This window comes from Kitasatospora sp. NPDC001683 (assembly GCF_053596495.1).
This window is the reverse complement of sequence record NZ_JBSFGK010000187.1, coordinates 1-5,755: the sequence shown is the minus strand read 5'-3', so window position 1 is coordinate 5,755 and position 5,755 is coordinate 1. Positions and strand designations below refer to the sequence as shown.

The window sequence follows — 5,755 nt, the reverse complement described above, 5'->3', positions numbered from 1 at the left end:
TCGGTAAGCCGTGTGCGGGAAAACCGCACGCACGGATTGAAAGGGGACGGAGGAACCGGGCCCGGCAGGGCACCGCGCCTCCAACTACCAATGACTGAACTCAGTGACTGGACCTACGTGGTGACCGACATCGAGGTTGACGGCCCGTGGGCGGGTGCGAACTCGATGCGGTCCTTCGCATCCGTCGCCACGACGATGGACGGGCGGACCTTCGGCGAGTTCGAGGCCGTCCTCGAGCCGCTCCCCGGGTCGGCACCCAACCCGCGCACCAAGGAGTGGTTCGACTCCGAGCCGGGCACCTGGGAGGCCGCGACGGCGGACCCGGAACCCGTCGTCGACGTGCTGCGCAAGTACGTGGACTGGATCCGGTCGCTGCCCGGGCGGCGCGCGTTCGCGGCGGCGCCGCTGTCCTTCGACGGCCTGTGGATCGACTACTACCTGCGCCGGTTCACCCCGTACGGGCTGCACCAGGGCCCGTACGAGCAGGATCCGCTCTTCCACGGGCCGGCGCTGTGCCTGCGCTCGTACACGGCGGCGCTGACCGGGCGGCCGGGCGCTGACCTCGCCGCGCCGAAGCTGCCCCCGCACTGGCTCGGCGAGGTGGAGCACACCCACAAGGCGATCGACGACGCGCGTGGCTTCGCCAACCTGCTGCACTTCCTCGCCCGGAACGCCGGGGCGCCCGCGATCGCCCTCGACGCGTGAGCTGTGCATCGATCGCGTAGCGCACACAGAGCTTCTGGTCTCGGATGTGACACCTGCTGACGGCATGGCCGCTCCCGGTTCGGGAGCGGCCACGATCGAGCAGTACACGATCGATCCGACGTCTGGTACCGCTCGATGCTCGCCAGCGCCGACGCAACGCCCTGCTCGCCGAGTTCACCCGCGACGGCGCCGACCTCCTCGGCGCGGCCACCCCCGCCGGTCCGCCAACGGACTGCTCTGACCCGGTCCGCCCGGTGACAGGGAAGGACGGCGCGGCCTCGGGCGGCCGCGCAGACGGACGGCTCGGCGTAGGCGGAAACTCCTGCAGCCGAGGTCAAGTGACATTCGTCCGGCGGCACTTGACCAGGCGCCTGGTCACTTCCACAGCTGGTCGAAGGTGTGGATCGCCTGCTGGGCGGCGGGGGCGAGGGTGTTGGTGGTGGCGGGGGAGCCGGCCGGCTGGAGGAGGTGGGTGACGTCCTGGAGGGTGACCAGGCCGGGGCCGCCGGTGCCGGCGGTCTTGAGGGCGTCGACCAGCGGGCCGGTGCTGGAGCAGGGCACCTGGGTGTCAGCGGTGCCGCAGGTCACCATGACCTTGGTGGCCGACCGTACCTTGGCGGCGAGGTCGGCCGGGTTCACCTCGTCGTCGGTCCGGGTGAACTTGAGATCGCTGTTGAGGTCCTGGAAGACCGCCGCGATCGGGTCGGGCATGCCGGTGGTGTCGGCGGGCCGGCCGGCGCGGATGGCGGCCACCCCGCCGGTGACGGCGGTCTTGACGGTCGCGGCCTGGGTGGGGTCGAGCTGCCCGGCGGAGACGGCGGCGTCCACCTGCTGCTCCAGCTGGAGGGTGACCAGGTCGAGCAGGCGCATGCCCTGGGGCTCCAGCAGCGCCAGTCCGGCGGGGGCCGGCGCCGGTTTCGGGTCCTGGTCGACCTCCAGGGCCATCAGGGCGCCCTCGCTGTGGCCGGAGATGAGGAGCTTGTCCGGGTCGGCGCCCGGTTGGGCGGCGAGGAACTGGTAGGCCGCGGTGGCCTGTTGGACGAAGGCGTTGAGGTCGAGGCCGCCCGGGTCGTTGGCGTGGCTGCCGAGGCCGGTCCGGCCGGTGGCGTACTTGTCGTAGCGCAGGGTCATGATCCCGTCGTCGCCCATCAGCTGGGCGAGGTCCGAGAGGGTGTCGGGCATGAGCCGCGGGGGCTGGTTGCCGTTGCGGTCGGTCGGTCCGCTGCCGGGCAGCAGCAGTGCGGCCGGCATCCTCGCGTTGGCGGGGCCCTGCGGGATGTGCAGGGTGCCGTAGGTGGTGGTGCCGTTGACGACGAAGGACACCTCGTGGTCCCCGGGGCTGGTGGACGGGCTGGCCTGCATCAGCGCGGCGGCGTTGAAGGACGGCGCGCCGGAGGCCGCGGAGCGGTCGGCGCCGCCGTCGGCGCAGCCCGCCGTCCAGCCCAGTACGGCGACCAGGGCGAGCGCCGAACCGGCGGCGGCCGCCGGACGGGACGAGGGTGTGCGCAGGGGCATGGGTGACTCCGGAGGGTCGGGGGACGGGCCGCCCACCAGTCGAGCCGACGCCGCCGCGCCGGTGGTCGTAACAGGCCGGACGAGGAGTCCGAATCCACTGTTCGGGCGAACGCCTCAGGAGGCCGCGCGCAGCACCGCCGGGGTCGGGCCGTTGGGGCGGACGGTGATGCTGAAGGCCTCGCCGTCCGGGCGGGAGAGGAACGTCAACGGGCCCAGCGGGAGGAGGAGTTCGAGTAGGGCGGTGCTTTCCCGGAGGGCGAACTGGGTGCCCAGGCAGGCGCGGGCGCCCAGGCCGAAGGGGAGGTAGGCGCCGAGGTGGGCGGGGCGGTCGGCGCCGGGGGCGAAGCGGGTGGGGTCGAAGCGCTCCGGGTCGGGCCACAGGGCCGGGTCGCGGTGGGTGAGGTACGGGCAGACCAGCACGTCGGTGCCGGCGGCGACGCGGTGGCCGGCGATCACGTCGTCCTCGAGGGCGTGCCGGGGGAGCAGCCAGGCGGAGGGGTAGAGCCGGAGGGTCTCGCTGACCAGGGCCTGCGGGTCGGCGTCGCGCGCCCCGGGGTCGCGGTCGAGCAGCAGGAACAGCCAGGTGAGCGTGGTGGCGGTGGTCTCGTGGCCGGCGACCAGCAGGGTGACCAGTTCGTCGCGGATCAACTGGTCGGTGTATTCGGGGTGTTGGTCGGCGGCTTCGAGCAGGACACGGAGCACCCCCGGCTCCTCGGTGTCCGCGGTGCGGGCCGCCTCGATCGCGGCGTGGGCGACGGCGTCGATCCGGGCGAGGTCCTCGGCGACGGCGTCCCGGGCATCGGCGGCGTTGGTCGGCAGGGTCGGCATCGCGGCCACCACCCGTTCCACCGACCGCAGTTCGGCGTCCGTCCGGTCGTCCAGCGCCAGTCCGGTGAGCGCCCGCCAGACGGTGTCGAGGGCGAAGCCGCGCATCTCCTCGGCCACGTCGAAGGTCTCCCCGCTGCGCCGGTACCCCTCCCAGCGCTGCGCCGTCCGGAGCGCGGCGGCGGCGATCCGCTGCTCGTAGCGGCGCATGCCCGGACCGGTGAACTGGGACTGCAGCAGCCGCCGTTGGCGCTTCCAAGCGTCCCCGGTGGCGGACAGCACGCCGTCGCCGACCAGCATCCGGGCCCGGTGCGAGCGCTTGACGTACCGGTCGGGATGGCGGCCCAGCACGTGCTGCACCGCGGCCGGGTCGGTGACCAGCACGGTGGGCGTCGGGCCGAGCCGGAAGGCGGCGATGCCGCCGATGCCGCGCTGGGCCCGGGCGAGCAGCTCGACCAGCTGGGCCTCCTCGGCGCGCCACTGCTCGACGACGTCCGCCGCCAGCTCCGGGACGGGATGGGCTTCCGTGGTCACGCGGGTCTTCTCCTCGGGTCGACGGCCGGGGGTGTGGAAGGTCCGGGCTGACTGTACGCCAGACGGGTGGGTTCTAGGTGAGGCGCGATTACTTTCGGTGAGCCGCGGCCCACCAGGCCACCCGGGCGGAGGACAGTCCCGGCGTGGACGAACGGGTACGGATCGGCGGGGCCGGTCCGGCCCCCTTCTCGCCCGCCCCTGACATGGGAGGCCGTATGCCCAGGACCACTCGCCATGCCTTCCGTCCGACCCTCGCCCGGAGCACTCGCCGCCTCGCCGCTGCCGCTCTGCTGGGAGCGGCGCTGACGGCCTGCGGCGGCGGTGGCGGCGCTCCCGCCGCCTCCAATGCTCCGACGGACGGTTCCCAGCCCTCGGGAGGGCAGTCCGAGGAGGGCAGGACCCGCGCAGGGGGGAACTCGGGGTCGTTCGCGAGCGCGGGCCAGCCGAAGGCGCTGGCCGAGGTGTCGGGCAAGCGGGTGAGGGTGGTAGTGGTGCCCACGACCAGGCCCATGGCCGAGCCCATGGCCGAGCCCATGGCCGACTCCACGACCGCGGCCGCGGCCGGGCCCTCGTCGTCCGAAGTCCCGGCCGAGATCAGCAGGGTCCACGACTGCACGAACAGTACGGGCTTCGCCACCCCGATCAGCCGGGAGGTCACGCTCGTCAACGGCGTGAGCCCGCCCGTGGAGTTCATCCTCCCGGAGACGCCGCCCGAGGGCGACAGCGCCAGGATCTGTTACACGCTGGCCATCGGCGGCGAAAGCAAGACCGACGAAGCCGCACCGGCGTCCGGGGCCTCGCCGACGGGCGGGCCTTCCGGCCTGAGCAGCAGCCCGACCGTGAGCCCGAGCGTCGCGGGCCCCACCAGCGAGAGCCCCACCAGCGGGAGCCCGACCAGCGGGAGCCCGAGCGTCGCGAGCCCCACCAGCGAGAGCCCCACCGGCGAGAGCCCCACCGGCGAGAGCCCCACCGGCGAGAGCCCCACCGGCGAGAGCCCGAGCGTCGCGCACCCCACGAACGAGGGCCCGAGCGTCGCGAGCCCCACCGGCGAGAGCCCCACCAGCGAGCGCCCGAGCGTCGCGCGCCCCACCCGTGAGAGCCCGAGCGGCGGAACCACTTGAGCCCGGTGAAGGAGGCGTCGGCCGCCGGGACGCCGGCCGCCGGGGAGACGACCGCCTGGATCACCCGGATCGCCACCTGGGCCGCCCCGACGACGGTGGTCACCGCGCTGCTGTTCTTCTTCGGCTACGTCTACACCAGCGCCTACTACGACTACTTCGGCATCGACAGTTCGACACTCGGCTTCGACACCCGGGAAGTGCTGGTGAAGGGCGAAAGCCCGCTCTTCCTGCCGGCCGGAGTGGTCGCCTTCGTGGCCCTGGTGCTCGCGCTGCTCTTCCACATGGCGAGCAGGTTCATCCGGCAGGGGCGGGACGGAGCCCGGATGGTCCGTCGGGCCGGCTGGGCCACCACCGTGGCGGCCCTCGTGCTCCTGGTGTTCGGCTTTCTCGCGGGCCTCCAGGTGATCCGACCCGGCAGCCTGGGCACCCCGCTGATGATCGGAGGCGCGCTGCTGCTGATCGTGCTGGCGCGGATCCTGATCAGACGCAGTAGCGGCGGCGGTCATGCGTTGTCGGGGGAGCGGGCCGCGATGGGCATCGCCGTGGCGATCACCGCGCTCTGCATGTTCTGGGCGGCCACGTCCTACGCCTCGGACCGGGGGAGTGCTCAGGCGAAGATGGTCGGGAGGAACCTCTACACGCGCCCCGCGGTCATCCTCGACACCACCGAACGCCTCCACCTGGACCTCTCCGCGTGCGCCGACCCCAACAGCCGCGCGTGCCGCAAATCGGAATGGAACGGTCTGAGGGAGACGGCGCTCCCGGACGCGGGGCAGCAGGACCGGTTCCGGTACCGCTACCACGGGCTGCGCCTGCTCGCCCAGTCCGGCGACCGGATGTTCCTCCTCCCGGACCACTGGACCTGGGAGCACGGCGACCTGCTGATCCTGCCGATGGACGCCAACGTCCGGGTGGCCCTCCACCCCGGCTGACCGCGGTAGCGCCCACCCGGCTGGGGGGGGGGGGGGGGCCCCCCCCCCGCGCCCCGGGCCCGGGGCGGGCCCGCCCCGGGCGGGGGCGGAACCCCCCCCCCCCCCGGCCCGGGGCAAGGGGGA

The 5,755-nt window shown here is 73.6% G+C and carries 5 protein-coding genes; 3 read left to right on the top strand and 2 right to left on the bottom strand.

Annotated features, from left to right (window positions below; all coding sequences use genetic code 11):
• The first annotated feature begins 90 nt into the window (after positions 1-90).
• Complete coding sequence (locus ACWCYO_RS40025; protein ID WP_270148931.1) at positions 91-705, top strand: hypothetical protein; 615 nt, start codon at positions 91-93, stop codon at positions 703-705.
• A 375-nt stretch (positions 706-1,080) separates the two neighbouring features.
• On the opposite strand, the gene ACWCYO_RS40020 is transcribed toward ACWCYO_RS40025, so the two are convergent.
• A complete protein-coding gene (locus tag ACWCYO_RS40020; RefSeq protein WP_449786981.1) occupies positions 1,081-2,220 on the bottom strand; it encodes an alpha/beta hydrolase family protein in 1,140 nt (379 codons plus the stop codon).
• A gap of 114 nt (positions 2,221-2,334) precedes the next feature.
• Positions 2,335-3,579 carry a cytochrome P450 gene (locus ACWCYO_RS40015; RefSeq protein WP_449786980.1) on the bottom strand — a complete coding sequence of 415 codons (1,245 nt, stop codon included), beginning with the start codon at positions 3,577-3,579 and terminating at the stop codon, positions 2,335-2,337.
• 509 nt (positions 3,580-4,088) lie between these two features.
• Here ACWCYO_RS40015 and ACWCYO_RS40010 point away from each other — a divergent pair.
• Both ACWCYO_RS40010 and ACWCYO_RS40005 read left to right on the top strand, forming a co-directional pair.
• The gene (locus tag ACWCYO_RS40010; RefSeq protein ID WP_449786979.1) at positions 4,089-4,700 is read left to right on the top strand and encodes a hypothetical protein; all 612 of its coding nucleotides are present in this window, start codon (positions 4,089-4,091) and stop codon (positions 4,698-4,700) included.
• The gene (locus ACWCYO_RS40005) at positions 4,697-5,632 is read left to right on the top strand and encodes a hypothetical protein (protein ID WP_270148939.1); all 936 of its coding nucleotides are present in this window, start codon (positions 4,697-4,699) and stop codon (positions 5,630-5,632) included. The genes ACWCYO_RS40010 and ACWCYO_RS40005 overlap by 4 nt, the downstream gene beginning before the upstream one ends.
• The last annotated feature ends 123 nt before the right edge of the window (positions 5,633-5,755 follow it).